At 72.8% G+C, this 22,970-nt stretch carries 16 protein-coding genes; 11 read left to right on the top strand and 5 right to left on the bottom strand.

The window, feature by feature from the left end; all coding sequences use genetic code 11:
* Positions 1-72: 72 nt before the first annotated feature.
* Positions 73-1,854 carry a 3-hydroxybutyryl-CoA dehydrogenase gene (locus ABZ385_RS02515; RefSeq protein WP_358585388.1) on the bottom strand — a complete coding sequence of 594 codons (1,782 nt, stop codon included), beginning with the start codon at positions 1,852-1,854 and terminating at the stop codon, positions 73-75.
* A gap of 371 nt (positions 1,855-2,225) precedes the next feature.
* Here ABZ385_RS02515 and ABZ385_RS02510 point away from each other — a divergent pair, with 371 nt between their 5' ends.
* Positions 2,226-2,795 (top strand): adenylosuccinate lyase, encoded by a 570-nt coding sequence (locus tag ABZ385_RS02510; protein WP_358909245.1) that lies wholly within the window; start codon positions 2,226-2,228, stop codon positions 2,793-2,795.
* A gap of 64 nt (positions 2,796-2,859) precedes the next feature.
* On the opposite strand, the gene ABZ385_RS02505 is transcribed toward ABZ385_RS02510, so the two are convergent.
* Entirely contained in the window at positions 2,860-4,455 is a 1,596-nt protein-coding gene (locus ABZ385_RS02505; RefSeq protein ID WP_358909243.1) for an alpha/beta hydrolase, read from the bottom strand.
* 138 nt (positions 4,456-4,593) lie between these two features.
* Positions 4,594-5,622, bottom strand: a complete 1,029-nt coding sequence (locus tag ABZ385_RS02500) for an Rv2578c family radical SAM protein (protein WP_358589764.1) — start codon at positions 5,620-5,622, stop codon at positions 4,594-4,596.
* Between the two features lie 192 nt (positions 5,623-5,814).
* Between ABZ385_RS02500 and ABZ385_RS02495 the strand changes: the two genes are divergently transcribed.
* From ABZ385_RS02495 to ABZ385_RS02475, 5 genes are all read left to right on the top strand, one after another.
* Positions 5,815-7,062 (top strand): SLC13 family permease, encoded by a 1,248-nt coding sequence (locus ABZ385_RS02495; protein ID WP_358589766.1) that lies wholly within the window; start codon positions 5,815-5,817, stop codon positions 7,060-7,062.
* Positions 7,063-7,156: 94 nt separating this feature from the next.
* Complete coding sequence (locus ABZ385_RS02490; protein WP_358909317.1) at positions 7,157-7,600, top strand: SRPBCC family protein; 444 nt, start codon at positions 7,157-7,159, stop codon at positions 7,598-7,600.
* 175 nt (positions 7,601-7,775) lie between these two features.
* Entirely contained in the window at positions 7,776-10,199 is a 2,424-nt protein-coding gene (locus ABZ385_RS02485; RefSeq protein ID WP_358909242.1) for an MFS transporter, read from the top strand.
* Between the two features lie 162 nt (positions 10,200-10,361).
* Positions 10,362-12,842 (top strand): SpoIIE family protein phosphatase, encoded by a 2,481-nt coding sequence (locus ABZ385_RS02480; protein WP_358909240.1) that lies wholly within the window; start codon positions 10,362-10,364, stop codon positions 12,840-12,842.
* Between the two features lie 180 nt (positions 12,843-13,022).
* Positions 13,023-13,748 (top strand): class I SAM-dependent methyltransferase, encoded by a 726-nt coding sequence (locus ABZ385_RS02475; protein ID WP_358909238.1) that lies wholly within the window; start codon positions 13,023-13,025, stop codon positions 13,746-13,748.
* A gap of 482 nt (positions 13,749-14,230) precedes the next feature.
* Here ABZ385_RS02475 and ABZ385_RS02470 read toward each other — a convergent pair whose 3' ends face one another.
* Entirely contained in the window at positions 14,231-15,049 is an 819-nt protein-coding gene (locus ABZ385_RS02470; RefSeq protein ID WP_358581639.1) for a Crp/Fnr family transcriptional regulator, read from the bottom strand.
* The gene (locus ABZ385_RS02465; RefSeq protein ID WP_358581642.1) at positions 15,046-15,411 is read right to left on the bottom strand and encodes a hypothetical protein; all 366 of its coding nucleotides are present in this window, start codon (positions 15,409-15,411) and stop codon (positions 15,046-15,048) included. The genes ABZ385_RS02470 and ABZ385_RS02465 overlap by 4 nt, the downstream gene beginning before the upstream one ends.
* 889 nt (positions 15,412-16,300) lie before the next feature.
* Here ABZ385_RS02465 and helR point away from each other — a divergent pair.
* From helR to araD, 5 genes are all read left to right on the top strand, one after another.
* Positions 16,301-18,511: an RNA polymerase recycling motor ATPase HelR gene (gene helR, locus ABZ385_RS02460; protein ID WP_358909236.1), complete on the top strand. Its 2,211-nt coding sequence runs from the start codon at positions 16,301-16,303 to the stop codon at positions 18,509-18,511.
* Between the two features lie 82 nt (positions 18,512-18,593).
* On the top strand, positions 18,594-19,328 hold the full coding sequence (locus ABZ385_RS02455) for a 3-keto-5-aminohexanoate cleavage protein (RefSeq protein WP_358909234.1): 735 nt from the start codon (positions 18,594-18,596) through the stop codon (positions 19,326-19,328).
* Positions 19,329-19,535: 207 nt separating this feature from the next.
* On the top strand, positions 19,536-20,213 hold the full coding sequence (locus tag ABZ385_RS02450) for a GntR family transcriptional regulator (RefSeq protein ID WP_358909232.1): 678 nt from the start codon (positions 19,536-19,538) through the stop codon (positions 20,211-20,213).
* Positions 20,210-21,112 carry a dihydrodipicolinate synthase family protein gene (locus tag ABZ385_RS02445; protein WP_358699163.1) on the top strand — a complete coding sequence of 301 codons (903 nt, stop codon included), beginning with the start codon at positions 20,210-20,212 and terminating at the stop codon, positions 21,110-21,112. The genes ABZ385_RS02450 and ABZ385_RS02445 overlap by 4 nt, the downstream gene beginning before the upstream one ends.
* Complete coding sequence (gene araD / locus ABZ385_RS02440) at positions 21,109-22,857, top strand: L-arabinonate dehydratase (protein WP_358581733.1); 1,749 nt, start codon at positions 21,109-21,111, stop codon at positions 22,855-22,857. Before ABZ385_RS02445 ends, araD begins: the two co-directional genes overlap by 4 nt.
* Positions 22,858-22,970: the final 113 nt, after the last annotated feature.

Genomic DNA, 22,970 nt, shown 5'->3' with positions numbered 1-22,970 from the left:
GGGACGGGGCCGCCCGGAGGCCCGAGCAGCCCGCCCCAGTCCGCCCGCGCCCCCAGCCGCCCTCCGGCCGGCTCAGCGCCGGGCATATTCGCGGAAGCCACGGCCCGTCTTGCGGCCGAGGCAGCCCGCGGCCACCAGGTGTTCGAGCAGCGGCGCGGGGGCCAGCCCCGGGTCGCGGAACTCGCGGTGCAGCACCTTCTCGATGGCCAGCGAGACATCCAGGCCGACGACGTCCAGGAGCTCGAAGGGCCCCATGGGGTAGCCGCCGCCGAGCTTCATCGCGGCGTCGATGTCGTCGAGCGAGGCGTAGTGCTCCTGGACCATCTTGATCGCGTTGTTGAGGTAGGGGAACAGCAGCGCGTTCACGATGAAGCCGGCGCGGTCGCCGCAGTCCACCGGGTGCTTGCGGACGCGTGCGCACACCTCGCGGACCGTGGCGTGCACGTCGTCCGCGGTCAGCACGGTGCGGACCACCTCGACCAGCTTCATCGCCGGGGCCGGGTTGAAGAAGTGCATGCCGATCACGTCGCGCGGGCGCGTGGTGGCGCGGGCGCAGGCCACCACCGGCAACGAGGACGTCGTGGTCGCGAGGATCGCGCCGGGCTTGCAGACCTTGTCGAGCGCCTGGAAGAGCTGCTGCTTGACCTCCAGGTCCTCGGCGACGGCCTCCAGCGCCAGGTCCACGTCGGCGAACGCCTCGTAGGAACCGGCCGGGGTGATCCGCTCCAGCGTCAGGGCGGCGGCCTCGGCCGTCATCCTTCCCTTGTCCACGGAGCGCGCGAGGGACTTGCCGATCCGGGCCTTGGCCGTCTGCGCCTTCTCGTCGGTGCGGGCGGCGAGGACCACGTCGTAACCGGCCTTGGCGAAGACCTCCGCGATGCCGGACGCCATCGTCCCCGAACCGGCGACGCCCACGGAGCGCACCGGGCGGCCCTCGACGCGCCCCTCGCCCGCGAGCGGGGTCAGGGCGTCGGGCACCACGTCCGCGCTGCCGGGCGCGGCGTAGGTGTAGAAGCCTCGGCCCGCCTTGCGGCCGGTCAGGCCGGCCTCGCTGAGCTGCTTGAGGATCGGGGCGGGCGCGTGCAGCCGGTCGTGCGACTCGGCGTACATGGCCTCGAGGACGGTGCGGGCGGTGTCCACGCCGATCAGGTCGAGCAGCGCGAGCGGACCCATCGGCAGGCCGCAGCCCAGCCGCATCGCCGCGTCGATGTCCTCGCGGGAGGCGTACTTCGCCTCGTACATCGCTGCGGCCTGGTTGAGGTAGCCGAAGAGCAGCCCGTCGGCGACGAAGCCGGGCCGGTCGCCGACCGCGACGGGCTCCTTGCCGAGGGCCTGCGCCAGCTCGGTCACCGAGGCGACGGCGGCGGGGGAGGTCAGCACGGACGAGACGACCTCGACGAGCTTCATCGCGGGCGCCGGGTTGAAGAAGTGCAGGCCCAACACGCGCTCGGGGCGCGCCGATTCCGCGGCGAGCCGGGTCACGGACAGCGCGTTGGTGCCGGTCGCGATGATCGTCTCGGGACGCACCACACCGTCCAGCTCCCGGATGACCTGCTGCTTGATCTCGTACGACTCCGGGACAACCTCGATCACCAGATCGGCCTCGGCCGCGGCCCGGGGGTCGGTGAAGGTGCGGAACCGGGCGAGGACGTCGCGCCGCTCCTCGTCGGTGAGCTTCTCGCGGCGCACGGCCCGCGCGGTGGAGGCCTCCAGGGACGCCACCGCCCGCGTGGCCGCCGCCTGGCTGATGTCGATGCCGATGACCTCGCGGCCCGCGCGGGCCAGGACCTCGGCGATTCCGGTGCCCATGGTGCCCAGACCGATGACGGCGACCGTGTTCAGGGGAGTGTCCATGTGTGGACTCCTGGTAAGAGAGTGACGACTGAGGGGCGCACGCGGACACGTGACTGTCGCGGGGCGTGCGGGAAGGCGGGTGTCGTGTCCGGGCGGCGTCGCTGCGCCCACGCCCGGTGAGGCCGGCCGGCTCTGTCCCGGAGCCATGCCGTACTGGGGCGGACAACCGGAAAGATCCGGGATGTCCGCGGTACCGAACCGACGTGCATCCATGACGGCTGCGTCACCAGGCCGTCATGAGGAGGTGCTCACGGGGAGTGTGCCCCGCTCACATGAGATTAACCGCCGGGTAACGAGCGCGCCAGCCCGTCCGGATCCCCGATCCCTGTGATCTACGTCGCGACCGGCGCGCAAGGCTTAGGCTCGCGGCCATGGATGAGGAGTTGCGCACGGTGGTGGAGCGTTTACGCCGTGAGGCGGGGGCCTCGCGGGAGTACGAGAAGCTGGCCGCGACCGGCGACCTCGACGAGCTGGCCGAGGTGCTGGTCTCCCCCGGCCGCCCGCTGTGGGCGCGGGAGTTGGCGGCGGTGCGGCTCGGTGTCGCCGGCGACCGCAGGGCCTTCGAGTCGCTCGTCCTCTTCCTCAACCACCGCGATCCGCCGCGCTGCGCCGCCGCGGCCCACGCCCTGGCCCGCCTCGGCGACCCGCGCACCGCCCGCGCGGCAGCGGCCCTCGCGACGAACGAACTCCGCGTCGCCTACGCCCTCCACCCGGTGCGGCTGCTCACGGAGCTGCGCGCCCCCGAGTCGGCCCCGGCGCTGATCACCACCCTGCGCCGCAGGCTCGCCCCGCACGACCCCTACGGCAAGATCGCCCTCGCCTGCGTGGAGGGACTCGGCGCCCTGGGCGACGCGCGGGCCCGCCCGGTGCTGAGCGAGGCCCGGGCCCACCCCCGGCTCGCGGCGGCAGCGGCGGCGGCACTGGCGCGGCTGCCGGAGTGAGGCGGGCCCAGCGGCCGTTCGCCACGGCCCGCCGGACCTGCCGCGCCTCGGACGCCGACGCGGGTCAGTCCGCCCGGACCCGCGGGACGGGCCAGGGCACCGCCGATGCCCCGCGCCCGCCGCCGGCGGGGCCGTGCCCGGCGCGGGCCGGCTTCGGCTCGGGCGGCGCGTCGCACACGGCGTCCGCCTCGGCGATCGGCGCGCCGCCCCCGTCCGGCACCTCGCCGCTCGCCAGGTAGGCCGTCAGGTGCCGGTCGAGGCAGTCGTTCCCGCGCAGTGAGACGCCGTGGTTGCCGCCGCCCCGCTCGACCACGAGGCGGGAGCCGGCCAGCTTGCGGTGCAGGGTGACGGCGCCCTCGTACGGCGTGGCGGGGTCGTCGGTGGCCTGGAGCAACAGGACCGGCGGGAGGGCGGAGTTGGAGACGTCGGGCTGGCTGAGGTGGTACGTCGGCCAGAAGGCGCACGGCGCGTTGTACCAGGCGTTGTTCCAGGTGGAGAACGGTGCCTTCGCGTACGTCCGGGCGTTGTCCTCGCGCCACGTCTCCCAGGAGCGGGGCCACAGCGCGTCGCGGCACTGGATGGCCGTATAGACGCTGTAGCTGTTCTCGCCCGCCGCGTCGGTGGCGCCGAGGCCCTCGTACGCCTTGAGGAGCGGACCGGCGTCCTTGTGGTTCGTGTACGCGGCGAACGCCTCGGCCAGGCGCGGCCAGTAGCCGTTGAAGTAGCCACCGGGCAGGAAGGTGTCCTCCAGTTCGGCGGCGCCCACCTTCTTGCCCGCGGGCCTGCGGGCGAGCGCGTCGCGCATCGCGTACCACTTGGCCTCGATCCGGGCGGGGTCCTTGCCGAGCCGGTACGCCGTGTCGTGCCGGGCGATCCAGGCCATGAGCGCCTTGTGCCGGGCGTCGAAGGCGTGATCCTGGCGCAGGTTCCCCTCGTACCAGACGCCCGCGGGGTCGACCAGGGAGTCCAGCGCCATGCGGCGCACCCGGTGCGGGTACAGCTTTCCGTAGACGGCGCCCAGGTAGGTGCCGTACGAGTAGCCGAAGTAGTTGAGCCGCTCGGCGCCGACGGCCGCGCGGATCGCGTCCATGTCCTGCACCGTGCTCACCGTGTCGATGAACGGCAGGACGTGCCCGTGCTTCGCCGCGCATCCCCGGGCGAAGGCGCGGGCCCGGTCGAGGTTGGCCCGCTCCAGGGCGGGCGTGCGCGGAAGGCTGTCGGGCCGGACGGGGGCGAAGTGCCCGGGGCGGCAGTTGAGGGCCGGTCTGCTCCGGCCGACGCCGCGCGGGTCGAAGCCGATGACGTCGTACTGCGCGGCCACGTTCTTCGGCAGCGCGTTCGCCACGAAGCCGGCCATGGTGAGGCCGCCGGCCCCCGGACCGCCGGGGTTCACCAGGAGCGGCCCCTGGAACGTGTCCGCGGTGTGCGGTACGCGCGACAGGGCGAGGGTGATCTGCTCGCCGTCCGGCTCCCGGTGGTCGAGCGGGACCTTCAGCGAGGCGCATTGCAGCGAGGGGTGGGCCTTCGTGGGGCACGCCTGCCACGCGAGCGGGGCGTGCGCGGCGCGCGCCCGCTCGGAAAGGGGCGGCGCGGCGACGGCCGGCCCGACGAGCGCGGTGAGCGCGGTGAGGGAACAGAGGGCGACGGCGCTTTTCTTCATCGGCTTCCCAGGACGAGGGTGCGGGCCGTGCCCGCCACGACCTCTGGCGCATCGTCCCGGACATCACGGCCGCGGGGTCGCGGTTGCGCCGATGAAGTACCTGAAAGGAGCACGCCGGTGCCTCGGCGGCCCCGCCGCCTACAGCAGTGTGAGCTGTGTGGGCCCGGCCGCCGGCTCCTCGGGTGCCCGTACGCGGCGCGGGGCGCCCGCGCGCGTGGGGCCGATGCCGAACTCCTCCGCCAGTTCGTGCACCTGCCGTGTGACGCGCCGCTGGTACCACTTGGGGGCGTAGGCGCCCTCCGCGTACAGCCGCTCGTAGCGGCGCACCAGGTGGGGGTGGTGCGTGCCCACCCACGCCATGAACCACTCCCGGGCGCCGGGCCGCAGGTGCAGGACGAGTGGTGTCACGGAGGTCGCCCCGGACGCGGCGATGGCCCGCACCGTGGCGCGTAGCTGATCGGGGTGGTCGCCGAGGAAGGGGATCACCGGCGCCATCAGGACCCCGCAGCCGATGCCGTGGCCGGTCAGGGTGCGCACGACGTCCAGGCGCCGCTCGGGGGCGGGCGTGCCCGGCTCGACGGTGCGCCACAGCTCCTGGTCGATGAAGCCGACGGAGACGGAGATGCCGACGTCGGTCACCGCGGCGGCCTGCCGCAGCAGATCGAGGTCGCGCAGGATGAGCGTGCCCTTCGTCAGGATGGAGAAGGGGTTGCCCCGGTCGCGCAGCGCCGCGATGATCCCCGGCATGAGGCGGTAGCGGCCCTCGGCGCGCTGGTAGCAGTCGACGTTCGTGCCCATGGCGATGTGGTCGCCGTGCCAGCGGGGCGAGGCCAGCTGGCGCCGCAGCAGCTCGGCGGCGTTGACCTTGACGACGATCTGGCTGTCGAACCCGAGTCCGGTGTCCAGGTCCAGATAGCTGTGGGTCTTGCGGGCGAAACAGTAGACGCACGCGTGCGTGCAGCCCCGGTACGGGTTGACCGTCCATTCGAACGGCATGCGGGAGGCACCCGGCACGCGGTTCACGATCGAGCGGGCCCGGATCTCGTGGAAGGTGATCCCGGCGAACTCGGGGGTGTCGAACGTCCGTGTCGTCACCGCGTCCGCGCCGAACAGCGCGGGATCGGCGGTGCCCTGACGCGGCCCGTCGGAGAGATTCTCCCAGCGCATGACGCCTCCTCGGTAGCACTGACCCCAGAATAGAACATACGTTCCCTTGATCGTGCGACCCGCAGCTCCGTGCCCCGAGCGGGGAGAGCGCCTCGTCGCGCCGGAGGCGTGCCGCCCGACAGCCGACACGCACTAACGGAATCACCGGGTCCGGTGACGGGCGGGGCGAACGCACGATGCATGATCGGACGCATGCCCGTCGAGTTCCTGTCCGTCGCCGCCCTGGCCGTCGTCCTGATCTGTGCCGTCGTGCGTCCCTTCGGGCGCCCCGAGGCCGTCTTCGCCGTACCGGCCGCCGCCGTCGTGATCGCGGCCGGCGCGATCACGCCGGCCGACGTGCGCGACGAGGCGGCCCGGCTCGGGCCGGTGATCGGCTTCCTGGCCGCCGTACTCGTGCTCGCCAAGCTCTGCGCCGACGAGGGGCTCTTCCACGCCTGCGGCACCTGGATGGCGCGCCGGGCCGGCGGACGGCCCCGCCGGCTGCTCGCCGCCGTCTTCGGCCTGGCCTCGGTGATCACCGCGGCGCTGAGCCTGGACGCCACCGTGGTCCTGCTCACCCCGGTGGTCTTCGCCACCGCCACCCGCATGGGCGCCCGGCCCCGGCCGCACGTCTACGCGAGCGCCCACCTCTCGAACACCGCGTCCCTGCTGCTCCCGGTCTCCAACCTGACGAACCTCCTCGCGTTCACCGCCACCGGCCTGAGCTTCACGCGCTTCGCGCTCCTGATGACCTTGCCGTGGCTGGTCGCCATCGCGGTCGAGTACGCCGTCTTCCGGCGCTACTTCGCCGCCGACCTCGACGCCCCGACCGACGCCGACGAGAGCGCGGAGCCCCCTCGGATGCCGCGCTTCGCCCTGGTGACCGTCGCGGCCACGCTCGCCGGGTTCGCGGTCGCCTCCACCGTCGGCGTCGACCCGGCCTGGGCCGCCGCGGCCGGCGCGGGCGTGCTCACCGTGCGCGCCCTCGTGCGGCGGCGCACGACCCCCGCCGCGATCGTGCGCGCCACCTCGCTGCCGTTCCTCGCCTTCGTCCTCGCTCTCGGCGTCGTCGTGCGGGCCGTGGTCGACAACGGCCTCGGCGACGCGCTCGGGCGGGTGCTGCCCGACGGCACCGCCCTGCCCGCGCTGCTGGGCACCGCCGCCCTCGCCGCGCTCCTCGCCAACGTCATCAACAACCTGCCCGCCGTCCTCGCCCTGGTCCCGCTGGCCGCGCCCTCCGGCCCCGGCGCGGTCCTCGCCGTACTCATCGGCGTGAACATCGGGCCCAACCTCACCTACGCAGGCTCCCTCGCCACCCTGCTCTGGCGCCGCATCGCCCACCAGCACCAACACCGCGTCGGCCTCAAGGAGTTCACCGTCCTCGGCCTGCTCACCACCCCCGCCGCCCTCGTCCTGTCGACCCTCGCGCTGTGGCTCTCGCTGCGCCTCCTGCCGGGCTGAGCGCGCCCTGGGCGGGGACCCGATTTGGGGGGCCGGAGCGCAGGGTGGTTGGCTCTCCCTGAACTCCCCGAGAAACCAAGTGCTGGAGGAAGCAATGGCGCAGGTCGAGGCGACCACGGAGCGGATCATCGCGGCACAGCCGGACGACGTCTTCGACGCACTGGCCGACTACAACGGCACGCGCGGAAAGATCCTTTCGGAGCACTTCAGCGAGTACGAGGTGCGCGAGGGCGGCGACGGCGAGGGCACCCTCGTCCACTGGAAGCTCCAGGCCACCAGCAAGCGCATCCGCGACTGCCTCATGGAGGTCACCGAGCCCACCGACGGCGAGCTGGTCGAGAAGGACCGCAACTCCTCCATGGTCACGACATGGCGGGTCACCCCGGCCGGCGAGGGCAAGGCGCGGGTGGTCGTCACCAGCGTGTGGAACGGCGCGGGCGGCATCGGGGGCTTCTTCGAGCGGACCTTCGCCCCCAAGGGACTCGGCCGGATCTACGACACGGTCCTCACCAACCTCGCCGCCGAGGTGGAGAAGTAACTTTTCACGCTCACCGTTTCGAGTGGTCTTCTGTTCGGCTCCGTTGTACGCCGTAGGGCTCCGACCGGCGCATACGCCCGCGTAACCCCGGAAAAGGCCGACTCGTCGCGCTTGCTCACCGTTGTCGCCCAATGCGAGAAAGCAGGCGGCGCAGGCGCGACGAGGGGAGCGGTACGTGGGTGGGACGACGCTGGTGAAGGCCGCGGGGCGGGGCGACGAGGCGGCTGCCCCGGCCCCCGGCGCACGACAAGCGGGGCAGCAGCCGCCCCCGGCGCCCGGCCCGCCCGCGCGCGAGCTGGGCCCGCGCCGTGTGCGCCTGGTCTTCTGCGGGCTGATGCTCGCCCTGCTGCTCGCCGCCCTGGAGCAGATGATCGTCGCCACCGCGCTCCCCAGAATCGTCGGTGAGCTGCACGGCCTGGACCGCATGTCCTGGGCGATCACCGCCTATCTGCTCACCTCCACCATCACCCTGCCCGTCTACGGCAAGCTCGGTGACCTCTTCGGGCGCAAGGGCGTCTTCCAGTTCGCCATCGTCGTCTTCGTCGTCGGCTCCGCGCTCGCCGGGTGGTCGCGGACGATGGACCAGCTCATCGCCTTCCGCGCCCTCCAGGGCATGGGCGCGGGCGGCCTCATGATCGGCGTCCAGGCGATCATCGCGGACATCGTGCCGCCCCGGCAGCGCGGCCGCTACATGGGCCTCATCGGCGCCGCCTTCGGCCTCGCCTCGGTCGCCGGCCCGCTGCTCGGCGGCTTCTTCACCGACCACGCCTCCTGGCGCTGGTGCTTCTACTTCAACGTGCCGTTCGGCCTGGTCACCCTCCTCGTGATCACCCTCGTGCTGCACCTGCCCAAGCCCGCCGCCAGGGGCCGGCTCGACGTGCTCGGCGCGCTGCTGCTGGCCGCCGCCTCCACCTGCCTGGTGCTGCTCACCAGCTGGGGCGGGACCCAGTACGCCTGGGGCGACCGCGTCATCCTCGGCCTGGGCGCCGGCGCCGTCGTGACGAGCCTGCTCTTCCTCGTCGCGGAGCGCCGCGCCCCGGAACCGATCATCCCGCCGCGCCTGTTCCGCGACGCGGTCTTCAACCTCACCTCGCTCATCGGCATGGTCGTCGGCGTCGGCCTCTTCGGGGCCGCCAGCTATCTGCCGACCTTCCTCCAGATGGTCGACGGGGCGAGCGCCACCGAGTCCGGCCTGCTGATGCTGCCCATGATGGGCGGCGTCGTGGGCGCCTCGATCCTCTCGGGACAGCTCATCAGCAGGACCGGGCGCTACAAGCTCTACCCCGTGCTCGGCGGCGCCCTGTCCGCCGTCGGCATGTGGCTGCTCTCCCGGCTCGAGACCGGCACCGCTCGACTGGAGTACAGCGTCTGGATGGCCGTGCTCGGCGCGGGCATCGGCCTGGTCATGCCCGTGCTGATCCTCGCCGTGCAGAACGCCGTCCGCCCCGCCGACCTCGGCACCGCGACCAGCGCGCACAACTACTTCCGGCAGATCGGCGGCAGCGTGGGCGCCGCGATCTTCGGCACGCTCTTCGCCGACCGGCTCGCCGAAGCGCTGGGTGACCGGCTGCCCGCCGGATCGCACGCGTCCCTGCCCGACCCCGAGTCCGTCACCCCCCAGCTCGTCCACGCGCTGCCCGCGCCCCTGCGCGAGGGCTACATCCAGGCGTACGCCGACGCGATGCCGCGGATCTTCCTCTATCTGGTGCCGGTGCTCGTCCTCGGCACGCTGCTCGCCTTCTTCCTCAAGGAGACTCCCCTGTTGTCCAGCGCCCCTTCCCCCGACGCGCCCACCGCCGAGCCCGCGCCGATCCCGCACGCCCGTGCGACGGCGTACGCGGCCGGGATCCCGGTCTGCGGCACCGTGCAGCACCCCGACGGGAGCGTCGTGCCCCGCGCGGCCCTCACCCTCATCGACGTGGCCGGGCAGCAGATCGGGCGCGGTGCCAGCGGCGTGGACGGGCGGTACGCCCTGTCGACGCCCGGCTCGGGGTCGTACGTGCTGATCGCGGCGGCGGGCGGCCACCAGCCGCAGGCGGTCACCGTCACCGTCGGCGAGCGGCCCGTCGAGCTGGACGTGGTCCTCGGCGGCGCGGGACGCCTCGCGGGGACGGTGGTGACCGCCGACGGCACACCCGTCAGGGACGCCGCCGTCACCCTCACCGACGTCCGCGGCGACGTCGTCGCCACCACCCGCAGCGGCCGCGAGGGCGGCTATGTCATCACCGAGCTGGTGGCCGGCGAGTACACCCTCGCGGCGAGCGCCCCGGCGTTCCGGCCCGCCGCGCTGCCCGTCACCGTGCAGGCCTCGCGGGAGACCCGCCAGGACGTGGAGCTGGCGGGCGGCGCCGTGCTGCGCGGCACCGTGCGGGCGGGCGGCGGACGGGCCGTCGAGGACGCGCGCGTGACGCTGCTCGACGCCGCGGGCAACGTCGTCGACACCCTGACCACCGGCGCGGACGGCACCTTCCGCTTCGTCGACCTGTCGTCCGGCGAGTACACCGTCATCGCGGCGGGCTACCCGCCGGTCGCCACCGTCCTCCAGGTCGCGGGCGGCGGCCGCACCGAGCGGGACCTCCAACTGGGGCACGCGGACTGACGTACGGGCAAAGACTGCCCGAGGGGCCCGAGGGGGGGGCGTACGCCGGGGGAATTCCGGCCGAGGTCAATTCCGGCATTGCACCACACGACAACCCGCGACGGCCGTACGGTGGTTGCCGGTGGCCCAGATCTTGCGCCGCCGCGGGAAGGAGCATGCGCCATGGAGCGAGGCACTCCGGACGAGCCGGTGACGACGGGTGCCGTGGCCGGCCGCATCCCGCTGGCCGTGGTCGTCGTGGACGGCGCGGGTCTCGTCTCGCACTGGAGCGTCGGCGCGCGCCGCCTGTTCGGGTACCCCAAGGAGGAGGCCGTGGGCCGCCCCGCGGGCGACCTGCTCCCCGTCCACGGCGCGCTCCCCGAGGACCGCGAGCCCCGCGGGGCGTACGACGGTCTCGGGCCCGACCTGGAGACCTCCCTCGGCGGAGGGATCTCCTACCCGGCCGCCGGACGCGCCCGGCTGACCGGACCGGGGCGCGCGGACGGGCGGGTCGACGTGCTCTGGTGGGCCTACCCGCTGATCGGCCCCGGCCCCGAGCGGCTCCTCGTGCTCGCCGCCGACACCGCCGGGCTGGCGCCGCCCGACAGCGAGGGCGGCACGGACGAGCGGGGCGAGCAGGGCGAGCGGATCACGCCCGGCTTCGCCCTGCACACCGACTTCCCCGGCGCCGAGGAATTGGCGGGCCGGCTGCCCGAGATCCTGCCGAACATGAGCGTGGACGAGAGCTCCCGCATCGTCGCCCAGGTGCTCGAACTGGGCTATCCGGTCCTGGAGTTCAGCCGGCACGACCGGATCCCCGTCACCCCCGACTGGGGCGTGGCCCGCCGGGCCGAGCGCGAGGCCCGCAAGCGGCGCGCCCAGCAGGCCGCCGCCCGCGGCCTGCCGACGGACGCGCCCGGCGCGAACGGCGTGGACGACGGGAGCGACGACGAGAGCGAGGATCTCGAGTACGCGGCGGTGCGCGAGCGCCTCGAATTCCTCAACGAGGTCAGCGGCCGCATCGGCTCCTCGCTCGACCTCTCGCACACCATCCTGGAGGTCAGCCGGGCCGTCGTGCCGCGGTTCACGGACGTCGCCGGCACCTATCTGCGCGAACAGGTCGTCGCGGGCGAGGGCTTCCCCGAGGGGCCGCCGGACGAGACCACCCTCTGGCACCGGGTCGCCGTGGAGCACACCGACGAGCCCGGCCGCTGGGACGACGTGGTGCCGGTCGGCGAGTCCATGCCCTTCCCCGCCCACACGCCGTTCTTCCAGTGCATGACCTCGGGCGACCCGGTGCTCGTGCCGCGCATCACCGAGGAGATGGGCAACGCCATCGCCTCCCAGTTCGAAAAGCGTGACATCCGCCCGCTGATCAACCACCGCTCGATGCTCGTCGTACCGCTGAAGGCCCGCAATGTGGTGCTCGGCTTCATGATCCTGCTGCGCCACCGCGAGCGGCCCGTCTTCAACGACATGGACCGCGTCACCGGCGCCGAACTGGCCGCGCGGGCCGGCCTCGTGCTGGACAACGCCCGGATGTACACCTACCAGGAGTCCGTCGCCGACACCCTCCAGGACAGCATGCTGCCGCACATCCGGCCCCGCATGTCCGGCTGCGACATCGCCACCCGCTACCTGCCCGGCACGCTCCTCGGCCGCGTCGGCGGCGACTGGTTCGACTCCGTCAAGCTGCCCGGCTCCCGCACCGCGCTCGTCGTCGGCGACGTGATGGGCCACGGCCTGAACTCCGCCGCGATGATGGGCCAGATGCGCACGGCCGTACAGACCATGGCCGCCCTCGACCTGCCGCCCGAGCAACTCCTGCGCAATCTCGACGACCTCGCCCAGCGCCTCGGCGAGCACTACCTCGCCACCTGCCTCTACGCGGTCTACGACCCGATCGCGGGCGAACTCCACCTCGCCAACGCCGGCCACATCCCGCCCGTGCTGGTCCGCGCGGCGGACGGCCGCAGCGAACTCCTCGACCTGCCCACCGGGGCGCCCATCGGCGTCGGCGGCGTTCCCTTCGAGTCCGTCCGCGTGCGGGTGGCGCCCGGCGACCGGCTGCTGATGTGCACCGACGGCCTCGTGGAGGTCCGCGGCGAGGACATCGGCGTCGGACTCGCCACGCTCACCGAGTCCGCCGCGCACCCCGCCGCCTCCATGGACGAGGCCTGCGACGCGATCATCCGGGCGCTCGCCACGACCTTCCCGGACACGGCCGGCGGCGGTCGCAAGGACGACGTGGCGCTCCTGATGGCCCGGCTGAACGGCATCGCCGCGCACGACGTCGCCCACTGGCGCCTCACTCCCGACCCGGGCGAGGTGGGCCGGGCCCGCCGACTGGTCCGCGCCCAGCTGCGGACCTGGTCCCTGGACGCCCTCGGCGAGAGCGCGGAGCTGCTGGTCAGCGAGCTGGTCACCAACGTCGTGCGGCACTCCCGCAGCACCCGTCTCGACCTGCGCCTGGTGCGCTCCGGGACGCTGCTGTGCGAGGTCGAGGACGACGACCACACCCTCCCCGCGCTGCGCGGCGCGGGCCCCGGTGACGAGTTCGGGCGCGGCCTGCGGGTCGTCAACTCGCTCGCCAAGGAGTGGGGCACGAGCCGGACGAACTCCGGCAAGACCGTCTGGTGCGAACTGACGCTGCCCCGCCGGTAGCCGGTAGCCGGTAGCCGGTTGGAGCGGGGCGCGTGGAGCGCGGGCCCGGCGGGGGAGGGGCGGAGTGCGCCGTGCGGGGCCGCACGGGATCGTACGGGTGCCTTGTCCAGGGGCCGGGGGCGCGGTAGACCGATCTTGTCGTCGGCTTCGGCGGCCGTCGTCGCACCCTGGGGAGCTGGCATGAGCGTCACGAGTCGGTATCGCGAGGCCTGGGAGGCGTTCTGGCGGGCGGCGCCCGACGAACCGGGGGCGGTCATCTGGGATGCCGAGGCCGCGCTGACCGTCGGCCCGCAACTGGCCCTGCTCGAGCCCCACTTGGCGGCGGCCGGACTGCCCCTGGTGGACCTGGGGTGCGGCAACGGCACGCAGACCCGCTTCCTCGCCGACCGCTTCCCGCGCGTCCTCGGCGTGGACCTGTCCGCCGCCGCCCTCGCGCACGCCCGGCTCGCCGATCCGGCGGGGCAGGTGGACTTCCGGCAGCTCGACGCCGTGGAAAGGGGTGAGGCGGAGCAGCTGCACGCCGAGCTGGGCGATGCGATCGTCTATATGCGCGGTGTCCTCCACCAGTGCGAACCGGACGACCGCCAGCCGCTCCTCGACGGGGTCGCGACGCTGATCGGGGAACGGGGCAGGGCCTTCCTCGTCGAGCTGTCCGAGGCGGCGAGGGCCGTGCTGCTGGACCTCACGCGGCGTCCCGAGGGCGCGCCGCCGAAGCTCGTCCCGGTCTTCGCCCACGGCCTCGCGCCCGCCGAGGTGACCGACGAGGCCGTGCCCGCGTACGTCGCGGGGGCCGGTTTGGACATCCTGGCGTCCGGCGAACTCCCGCTGCTGACGACGGAGTTCAGCGCGGACGGCACGCGCATCGCACTGCCGTCGAAGTGGCTGGTGGTGGGACGCCCGAGCTGACGAGGCGTCAACGGGACCCGACGTGGACTGCGGCACCACCTCGCCGGACAGGGGCAGGCCGAGCCCGGCGACGGCCCGCGCGACCAGGCGGGCCATCCGCGCGGCCCCGTACTCCTGGAAGTGCGTGTTGTCCTGCATGCCCGAGGGGAAGTTCGGGTATTGCCCGGGCGCGAGCCACAGGAACACCTTCTTCGCGGCCTCCGTGCCGATCCCGTCCAGGTAGCCGCGAGGGCTGGGCGGGCTTCGGCATCGACTGATGCCTGCGCGACATACACGGCATTGCGCTTTTCTTGCCACACATGGGCATATGCATTCCATAAACCCGTAAGGGGGTGAATTTGAGTTTCACCTTCAAATGTTTCGGTGTCAAGAATCAATACCTAATTTTGAAGCCGTCGAGAGAGTAATACGTCTAGACCACATAGGAAAAGGCGCCGGCCGGGAGATGCTCTCCCGGCCGGCGCCTCAGGTCGTTCGGACATCTAAGGGTGTGAAGCTTCCCCGGTAACCCGCTGGACCGGAATACACACCTTACCGAATTGCGCGAGCGCGGCCTCCGAAGGAAACGAGAACGTGCGGTAGCCCGTGACCACCAGGTTTTCCTTGCGGAGCAGCCGCAGAGCACACTCGACGGTGGCCCGGCTGAAGTTCAGGGCATCGGCCAGGTCGACCTGAGAGGGGCCCACCAGCATCCGGCCGAAGCGCGGGCAGGGCACCGCGCAGACACCGAGCAGATGCGTGAAGAGGCCGGCCAGACGCTCCTCGGGGCGCAGGCCGACACGGCCGTACACGCGCTCGGCGGTCACGAGGCGGTCGGTGATGCCGGCGCCGAGGGTCGCGCTGAGGATGCTGTTGTGCTCGACCATGGCCCGCATCCTGTCCATGGGCAACGCCAGCGTCATCGTCGTGTTCAGGCAGCGGGTGGTGGGCGTGGCCAGCGTCTCGTCGAAGACTTCCAGGTCCCCGAGGACGGCTCCGGTGCCCAGGATGCGCACCGTCGTGGTCTCCCCGTAGGAGGACTCCTCGGCGACGCAGCCGCTGAGTACGATGTGCACCATCGCGCTGCCGGAACCTCGCAGATGCGCCTTGCGCTCGTAGATGCGGCGCTGGAAGGCCGCAGCGAACTCGGCCCGGTGCGCGTTCGGCAGACGCTGGAAGAAGGGGTTGTGCTCAAGTACCGCCTCCATGCTGCGGGTGGCCGCGTACTGGACGCGGCCGGTCGTCTCGTCGACCTGGTACAGCGAGCTGCCGATGAGCAGGTCCCGGCGGCGGTCGTCGCGTCGGCGGTTAGGGGCCATCATGACCACAGGCCCCCGCTTCCGGCCCGGCCGAGATCTTCTGCGTGGGCCCCGGGCGCCACCTGCCGCGTGCCGGGGGCGGCCCCTGGCGTTTGCGACGGGGCCGTTGAAGCCGTGGGCGCGCCGGTCACCGTCGGCGGGGCCTCGGACGGCGCCGTGCCGGGCATCCGCACGCCCGGCTCGGCGACCGGGTCGGCGGGGCGCAGGGACTCGAAGAGCGCCGGGAGCGTCACGACCAGCGCAGTGATGGCAGTGATCACTGCGACGATCCGCAGCGGGGTGGAGGAGAGTTCCTTGATCGCGTAGGCGACAAGAAAGGCCACGATCGCAACGATGGCGACCGAGGCCAAGAGGAACCCGGTCACGGGTACTCCTTGACGTCGATTTTTGTTTGTTTTGGAGGGCCTGGCGGAAGTTCCACGGGAAGATCGACGGATTGGTGGTCCGTCAAAAACAAGACCTTCTCGATCGCAGCAGGATATAGCACGAGGGCGGGGGTGCAGAAACAGTCACTCCGGAACAGGGATTCCACCCTGCCGTAACGCCCCCCTCCCGTCCGGAGGGGGGGCGCATGTCCGGACGCGCGCCCCTTCCTGATCCTGCCGGAGGCAATTCCCATTACCACCGCGCGGAGGTTGACCGCAGTACGGAATACCCTGAGCGCAAGGTAAGTCCTGGCATTCCCTGAAACCAGGGAATGCCAGGCGTGGGTGCACCGTTACATTCATCAGGCTGACGTTGAGCCTTGGAGGGCCTGGCGCAGCTGTCGTGTGGGGCCCCTTGGGGGTGGTGCCCCTGGGGCCCCCCGACTCTCGGAGCAGGGAGGACGACACCCGAATGACCGCACTCGCATGCTGAGGGGCGGCGCTGTCAGCGCCGCCCCTCAGTTCGTGCGTCCGGCCCTGTTCCCGGCGTTCCCGGCCGAGGTGCGCCGAGGCGGCCGCATCCCCGTCCGGCCGGCCCACCACGACAAGCGGACCCCGGTCCAGCGAGAGGCACGGGACAACACGCATACGTCGGTGCTGGGCGCCACGGAGGTCGCGGCACTGGTGCACGGGGAACTCACGGGAGGGCCGGCTCATCCGGTGGGAAGTCCGGCTCGAGGAGGAAGGATCGGCGGGAGGCTGACAGGCGCCCACGCACTCCTCGCCACTCTTAACTTATAGCGCACCAGGGGGCTTGCGGCAAGGCCCCCTCGGTGCGGCAAAATCCCGGTTCTCACGCCACGACCTGCGAAAACGGGAGAACCACGAAGTGCGCTCGCCTGCCGAAGCTCCTGTCACACCGCCCGCCCCCGCCACCGCCGACGACAGCGCGTTCGATCTTCCCGACCACCTCGCCCCGAAGGCCGATCCGGCACTGATCGCCGGCGACGAGCGGCACTTCGCCGCCGTCGCGGCGTGCCTCGAAGAGACGATCACCGAGCTGTCCGAGCGTCTGGAGGCCACCCGCAAGGCGCCCGGCGGCATCGGCCGCGAGGCGATGGACCGGGACGCGGAGATCCACCGGCTGACCGCACGCCTGCGCGCCCTGCGCCGCTTCGGCCTGGACCTGTGCCTCGGCCGCGTCGTCGGCGAGGACGACGCCGAGCCCGTGTACATCGGACGGCTCGGCCTCACCGACAGCACGGGGCGCCGGCTGCTCGTCGACTGGCGTTCCCCGGCGGCGGAGCCGTTCTTCGCGGCCACCCACGCCCACCCCGCCGGCCTGGTCAGCCGCCGCAGATACCGCTGGACCCGCGGCCGGATCAGCGACTACTGGGACGAGGTGTTCACCGCCGACGGCCTCGAAGGGCACGCCGCGCTCGACGACCAGTCCGCCTTCGTCGCGAGCCTCGGCTCCAGCCGCTCCAGCCGGATGCGCGACGTGCTCGCCACCATCCAGTCCGACCAGGACGCCATCATCCGCGCGGGCTCCCGCGGCGCCCTCGTCGTGGACGGCGGCCCCGGCACGGGCAAGACCGTCGTCGCCCTGCACCGCGCCGCCCACCTCCTCTACGCCGACCCCCGCCTCGGCCACCGGCGCGGCGGGGTGCTGTTCGTCGGCCCGAGCCGCCCCTACCTCGCCTACGTCGCCGACGTCCTGCCCAGCCTCGGCGAGGAGGGCGTCCAGACCTGCGTCCTGCGCGACCTGGTCGCCGAAGGCGCCACGGCGGCGACCGAGACCGATCCGCGGGTGGCCCGCCTGAAGGCGTCCGCGGACATGGTGCGGGCCGTCGAACCGGCCGTCGGCATCTACGAGGAGCCGCCCACCGAGGGCATGACCGTCTCCAGCCACTGGTCCGACCTGTGGCTGAGCCCCGACGACTGGGCGGCCGCCTTCGCGGCGGTGGAACCGGGCACTCCGCACAACGAGGCGCGCGAGCAGATCCGCGAGGAACTGATCACGATCCTGCTGGACAAGGACGACAGCGACGCCCCGCCGCACCTCCTGCGCCGCTCGCTGCTCCAGGACCGCGAGCTGACCACCACCCTCGACCGCGCCTGGCCCATGCTGGAGGCGAGCGACCTCGTCGGCGACCTGTGGACGGTGCCGGCCTACCTGCGCAAGTGCGCCCCCTGGCTCACCCCCGACGAGGTCCGCTGCCTGCAGCGCGCGGACCCGGCGGCCTGGACGGTCTCCGACCTGCCCCTCCTGGACGCGGCACGCCGGCGCCTCGGCGACCCTCAGGCCGCCGCGCGCAAGCGGCGCCAGGACGCCGCCGTCGCCGCCGAACGCGCCCGCCGGGCCGACGTCATGGACAGCCTGCTCCAGAACGTCGAGATCGACGAGAGCGAAGGCGCGCTCGGCATGCTGCGCGGACGCGACCTCCAGGACAGCCTGATCGACGAGAGCGCGCTGCCCACCGCCGAACCGGACCTGCTCGCGGGCCCGTTCGCGCACATCATCGTGGACGAGGCGCAGGAACTGACCGACGCCGAGTGGCAGATGCTGCTCCAGCGCTGCCCGTCCCGGAGCCTCACCGTCATCGGCGACCGCGCCCAGGCCCGGCACGGGTTCACGGAGTCGTGGCAGGAGCGGCTGCGGCGGGCCGGGCTCGGCCGCGTCAGTGTGACCTCGCTGAGCATCAACTACCGCACCCCCGCCGAGGTCATGGCCGAGGCGGAGCCCGCGATCCGGGCGGCGCTCCCGGACGCCAACGTGCCGACATCCGTCCGCAGCGCCGGTGTTCCCGTCGTCCACGGCCGCGCCGCCGACCTGGAACAGGTCCTCGACACCTGGCTCGCCGCGCACGCCGACGGCATCGCCTGCGTCATCGGCGCCCCTGGATTCCGGGAGAGGCCCCGCGTACGGTCGCTGACGCCCGAGCTGGCCAAAGGCCTGGAATTCGACCTGGTCGTCCTCGTCGACCCCGACGCGTTCGGCGAGGGGATCGCGGGCGCGGTCGACCGCTATGTCGCGATGACCCGCGCGACGCAGCAACTCGTCGTCCTCACGGGTCCTCACGACGCCCTGACGCCCTGACGCCCTGAGAAGCCGTCGTCGCCGACGTCGTCCGGGGCGTCAGCCGAGGTGGCTGTCAGCGGGACATGGCAGGGTTTCGTCCATGCTGCAAGTGTGTTTGAACGGGGCCCGGGACCGGAGCGAGTGCCGTTCTCTTCCGGTTACGGCCGAAGAGCTGGCCGCCGAGGCGAGGAGAGCCGTAGCAACTGGTGCCGAGGACATCCATCTGCACCCCAAGGATGCCGACGGCCGTGATTCCTTGGCTCCTGAGTCGGTGGCCGAGGCGGTCACCGCGGTGCGTGCCGCTGTGCCGAGGAGTGTGCGGGTCGGCGTGACCACGGGGGCGTGGGCGGCCCCCGAACCACAGCACCGGGTTCGCCTCATCCGCTCGTGGTCGGTGCTGCCCGATCACGCCTCGGTGAACTGGCACGAGGAAGGCGCCGAGGAGGTGGCCGGTGTGTTGCTCGAACGCGGCATCGGTGTCGAGGCGGGCATCTACTCCGGTACCGAAGCGGCCCGCGGATTCCTTGCCTCCCCGCTGTCGGGCAGGGTGTTGCGCGTGCTCGCCGAGGTCACCGACACCGACCCGGGAACGGCGGCGGCCACGGCCGCGGACCTGCTGTGGGAGCTGGGCGATGAGCTGATGGCGCCCGTTCTGCTGCACGGGGAGGAAGGCGGGGCGTGGCCGGTCCTGCGGGTCGCCGCACAGCACGGGCTGGACGCCCGGATCGGTCTCGAGGACGTCCTGGTCCTGCCTGACGGCTCCCCGGCCGGGGACAACGCCGCGCTCGTGCACGCCGCGCGACGTCTTCTGCGGACAGCGGCCTCCGCGGGTTGAAGCGCCTCCTGGGCGCCGAGGGCCGCCGCCCCCTGCGGACCTCAGGCGGAGCCCCGCCGTACCAGTTCCGTCGGGAGGATTCCCGGCGGAATCCGTCGCACCTCTTTTGTCGGAAGCGTTGACGAACCCCGGGCACCCTCCTAGCTTCGACGCGTCGTACTTCGTACGTCATATATGAGACGCGATATGCGAGATCTGAGGGTGCCCATGACGTCCGTCCCGACTCCCGCCCCGGCCTCGGCGCCGCCCCCGGTCCCGATTCCCTCGCGCACGCAGTTCGTGCTCGACTCGATCAAGCACCGCATCCTGACGGACGAGTTGAGACCGGGCCAGCCCTTGATCGAGACGGAGCTGGCCCGCGCGTACGGGGTCTCCAAGACGCCCGTGCGCGAGGCGCTGAAGACCCTCGCGGGCACCGGGCTCGTCGAGATGAGCCAGTACAAGGGCGCCACCGTACGCACCGTCGACGCCGCCATGGCGCGCGAGGTCTACGACGTACGGCTGCTCCTGGAGCCCGAGGCGCTGCGCCGCACCGTGCTGCGCGGCGCCCCGCTCGAAGCCGCCCGCGAGGCCCTGGTGCGGGCCGCCGCCGCCGATGACGCGGCCGAACGCTCCCTGGCCAACCGGGAGTTCCACCGCGCGCTGTACGTCGACTGCGGCAACCCGCTGCTCGGGCGGCTGCTGGACGGCGTACGGGACCAGGCGGCGCTCGTCTCCGCCGTGGCCTGGGCCGCCGACCCCTCGTGGGCGCGTGAGGCCACCGAGCACGAGCAGATCCTGCGGCTCGCCCTCGCCGGTGACCAGGACGGGGCCGCGCGCGCCCTGCACGACCACATCGAGTCGTTCGTGAGCCGTGCCTTTCCCGGGGAAGGGGAACTCCAGTGACGTTCGAGACGCAGCGCGCCGCACTCGCCGACGTCGTGGCGATCCCGGTGACCCCCTTCGCGCAGGACGGCACCCTCGACCGGGCCGCCCACGGGGTGATCCTGCGACGGCTGCTCGACGGCGGGGTGCGCACCCTGACCCCGAACGGGAACACCGGCGAGTTCTACGCGCTCTCCCCCCAGGAGCGGCGCGAGATCATGGAGTTGACGGCCACTCAGGCGCGCGGGCGGGCCGAGGTGCTCGCCGGGGTGGGGCACGACCTCCCCACGGCCGTCGCCGGCGCCCGGCACTCCGCCGAGCACGGCGCGAGCATGGTCATGGTCCACCAGCCGGTGCACCCCTACGTCTCCGACGCGGGCTGGGTCGCCTACCACCGGGCCATCGCCGAGGCCGTTCCGGAGCTGGGCGTCGTCCCCTATCTGCGGGACGCGGGCCTGCCCGGCGCCCGCCTCGCCGAACTCGCCGACCACTGCCCCAACGTCATCGGCGTGAAGTACGCCGTGCCGGACGCCGCCCGCTTCGCCGGGTTCGCCCGCGACGCGGGACTCGACCGCTTCGTATGGGTCGCGGGGCTCGCCGAGCCGTACGCGCCCTCGTACTTCTCGGCGGGCGCCACCGGCTTCACCTCGGGGCTCGTGAACGTCGCCCCCGGCCTTTCGCTGCACATGATCGAAGCGCTTCGATCCGGCGACCACCCCCGGGCCATGAAGGTGTGGGAGCGGATCCGCCGCTTCGAGGAACTGCGCGCGGCCGACGGCTCCGCGCACAACGTCACCGTCGTCAAGGAGGCCCTCGCCGTACTCGGCCTGTGCCGCCGCGACGTGCGCGCCCCCAGCAGCCCGCTGCCGGACGCCGAACGGGCCGAGGTCGCCGCGATCGTCGCGGGGTGGTCCCTGTGACGGCGGCGGACGGCGAAGGGGAAGGGCGCCGGCTGCGCAGCGCCCAGTGGTTCGGCGACAGCGTGTCCGCCGGGCTGCGCTCCTTCAGCCACCGCGCCCGCACCCGCCAGCTCGGCTACCTCCCCGAGGAACACCTGGGCAAGCCCGTCATCGCCGTCCTCAACACCTGGTCCGACATCAACCCCTGCCACTCCCATCTGCGGGAGCGCGCGCAGGCCGTCAAGCGCGGCGTCTGGCAGGCGGGCGGCTTCCCGCTGGAGTTCCCGGTCGCCACCCTCAGCGAGACCTTCCAGAAGCCCACCCCGATGCTCTACCGCAACCTCCTCGCCATGGAGACCGAGGAACTGCTCCGCTCCTATCCCGTGGACGGCGCCGTGCTGCTCGGCGGCTGCGACAAGACGACGCCCGCGCTGCTCATGGGCGCGGCGAGCGTCGACCTGCCCGCCGTCTTCGTGCCCGCCGGCCCGATGCTGCCCGGCCACTGGCGGGGCAGCGCCCTCGGCTCGGGCACCGACATGTGGAAGTACTGGGACGACCACCGCGCCGGGCTCATCGGCGACTGCGAGCTGGCCGAACTGGAGAGCGGCCTGGCACGCTCGCCGGGCCACTGCATGACCATGGGCACCGCGTCGACGCTCACCGCGGCGGCGGAGGCGCTCGGCGTGAGCATGCCCGGCGCCTCCTCGATCCCGGCGGTCGACTCCGGGCACGAGCGGATGGCGGCGGCGTCGGGACTGCGGATCGTCGACCTCGTACGCGAGGACCGCAGACTGTCCCACATCCTGACGCCCGACGCCTTCGCGGACGCCGTCACCACCGTCCTCGGGCTGGGCGGCTCCACCAACGCCGTCATCCACCTCATCGCCATGGCCGGGCGCGCCGGGGTGCGGCTCACCCTGGACGACTTCGACCGGACCGCCCGCACCGTACCCGTGCTCGCCAACGTCAGGCCGGGCGGCGAGCGCTACCTGATGGAGGACTTCCACTTCGCCGGCGGGCTCCCCGGCTTCCTGTCGCGCATCACCGACCTGCTGCACCTGGACCGGCCCACCGTGGCCCACGACACCCTGCGCGAACAGCTCGCCGGGGCCCGCGTGCACGACGCGGACGTCATCCGCACCCGGGCCGACCCGGTCGCGCCGGAGGGCGGCGTCGCCGTCCTGCGCGGCAACCTCTGCCCGGACGGCGCCGTCATCAAGCACATCGCGGCCGAGTCCCGGCTGCTGCGGCACACGGGCCCCGCCGTCGTCTTCGACGACTACCGCACGATGCAGCGCACCATCCACGACCCGGCCCTTCGCATCACGCCCGACCACGTCCTCGTCCTGCGCGGCGCGGGCCCCAAGGGCGGCCCCGGCATGCCCGAGTACGGGATGCTGCCGATCCCCGACCACCTGCTCAAGCAGGGCGTCCGGGACATGGTGCGGATCTCCGACGCGCGGATGAGCGGCACCTCCTACGGCACGTGCGTGCTGCACGTCGCACCCGAGTCGCATGTCGGCGGGCCGCTCGCGCTGGTGCGCACCGGGGACCTGATCACCCTCGACGTCGCGGCGCGCACCCTGCGCCTGGAGGTGCCGGACGAGGAGCTGGCCCGCCGCCGCGCCGCGTGGACGCCGCCGCCCGCCCGCTATGAGCGGGGGTACGGCGCGCTCTACGCGGAGCAGATCACCCAGGCCGACACGGGCTGCGACTTCGCGTTCCTCGCGCGGCCGGGCACCGTGCCGGACCCGTACGCCGGCTGACCTCTCGTCAGCGCCTGTTCGGCAGCGTCTGTTCGTCATCGTCCGCTCGTCGCCGTCCGCTCTTCACCGTCCGTCCGTGTCCGCCTTCGCCTGTCCGAGATCTCGAACGCCGT

This window comes from Streptomyces sp. NPDC005898, assembly GCF_040629635.1.
Lineage (GTDB): Bacteria > Actinomycetota > Actinomycetes > Streptomycetales > Streptomycetaceae > Streptomyces.
The sequence above is the reverse complement of the archived record's forward strand: the minus strand, read 5'-3'. Positions and strand labels throughout refer to the sequence as shown.